Below are 1,624 nucleotides of genomic sequence, written 5' to 3' on the forward strand. Positions count from 1 at the left end.
CCTGAGCGAACACAGCCGAAGGCGCGATGATACAAGCGCTTAAGAACGCTAACGTTCTGATTTTCATTGTATTTCTCCAGTGAATTAAGTAACAGACATGAAACTCCCGCTGGCGACATAAGTTCCAAAAAAGTTTTTTAAAGAGGGACCATCAGCGCTTCCCGCGGTGTTTTAGTTCACAGGAGAGTGGTTGCCAGAAAATCATATCGCTCGTTCTTGACCTTCACATTTGAAACGATCTACGTGCGATCACAGTAAGCGTTCGGTGCTGAGCGCAGCTCTCCTTGCTTGACGTTCCATGGAAACAGGTCGTCGACTTTGGGAATGCCCCTTACGATAGTGGTTAGTCTAGCCTTGAGAAAGGTAAAGCGAGCGATGTCGTTGAATTTACAGGTCTCGATCAGAGAAGGGATGCGACCTCAGGCGAAGCCGCCTTCGTCGCTGGGTGAAAACAGGTTTCAACCGTGACGCCGATGATTGGTGTCTGTTTCCGTTTGGCAGAGACATTTTTGTCCCGGTATTCCATTTCAACGACGGTTGCGCCGTCCAGGAGTCCCAACTCCCGTATGCAATGGACGTTCTTTCAGTTTTTTCCAACCCTCGGTTGGCCATAGACCGGAGCTGGAGCTATTACAGATGTCGAAAAAGCAAGCAATATTAATTTGATAGCGGCGCTCCCCTTCGTAAACTAAGACGAACGAACCATTAAGTGGCTAATATATCCCTAAAAACTGAAACAACGTCGCGCGGCTTATTCAGCAAGTCTCTCTTAAAATTTGGAACTTTTTGCCCGCAAGAATTGTTCATTAGCGCCATCCGTAATGGAGGAGACACGATAATGAACTCAATAATCTATCTCGTTGGTCTGGTTGTAATCGTTCTGTTTATCCTGTCATTTCTGGGGTTACGCTAATGGTTGATCAAAACTCAGTACAGAGCGATGGTAATCGCGGTTATGTAGACTGGCCAGCAATTTTTGCAGGAACAGTTGTTGCATCGGCCACCATGACAGTCTTGACAACTTTCGCGAGCGGACTTGGTCTTAGTTCGATCTCATTGGATAACGGAGGCGATATAAGCGTAGCGTGGTTGGTCCTTACTGCGCTGTTTGTCATCATCTCCATGGTTGGTTCTTATATGCTGGGAGGCTATATCGCCGGCCGCATGCGAAGACCTGCGGGTACCGCTACTCGGGACGAACTGACCGTTCGTGATGGCTTGAACGGTCTGGCTGTTTGGGGCTTGGGAACATTAATCTCTGCGCTATTTGCACTTTCAATTTTATCTGGCGGCGCTAAAGCAGTTGGTGGCGCTGCCCAAACTGTCGCAGAAACAGCAGGAACCGTCATTGGAGGAACGGCGCAAGGAGCTGGCCAATTGGCCGGAGGACTAATATCTGGGGCTGGCAGTGCGGCCGGCGGCATTATCCAAGGCACTGGGCAAGCAGCAGCACCCTCCATTGAGCAAATGCTTCCCCAGGGATTGAAGGTCAATCCGGTCGACTATTTTACAGATACGTTGCTGCGAAATGATAGAGCACCCGCTTCTAGTGGGGAGGGTCAAAATGCTGCTGATTTCACCCGACAGGCAGGCAGCATTTTCTCCAACCTGCTCTCGACAGGCC

At 49.6% G+C, this 1,624-nt stretch carries 1 protein-coding gene; it reads left to right on the forward strand.

Features of this window, described 5'->3' with window-relative positions:
* Nucleotides 1-912: 912 nt before the first annotated feature.
* On the forward strand, nt 913-1,624 hold a 712-nt coding region (locus tag F9K94_RS24210; RefSeq protein WP_151610743.1), incomplete at its 3' end, for a hypothetical protein.

The sequence above is a fragment of the Brucella tritici genome, from assembly GCF_008932285.1.
In the GTDB taxonomy this organism is placed as follows: Bacteria; Pseudomonadota; Alphaproteobacteria; order Rhizobiales; family Rhizobiaceae; genus Brucella; species Brucella tritici.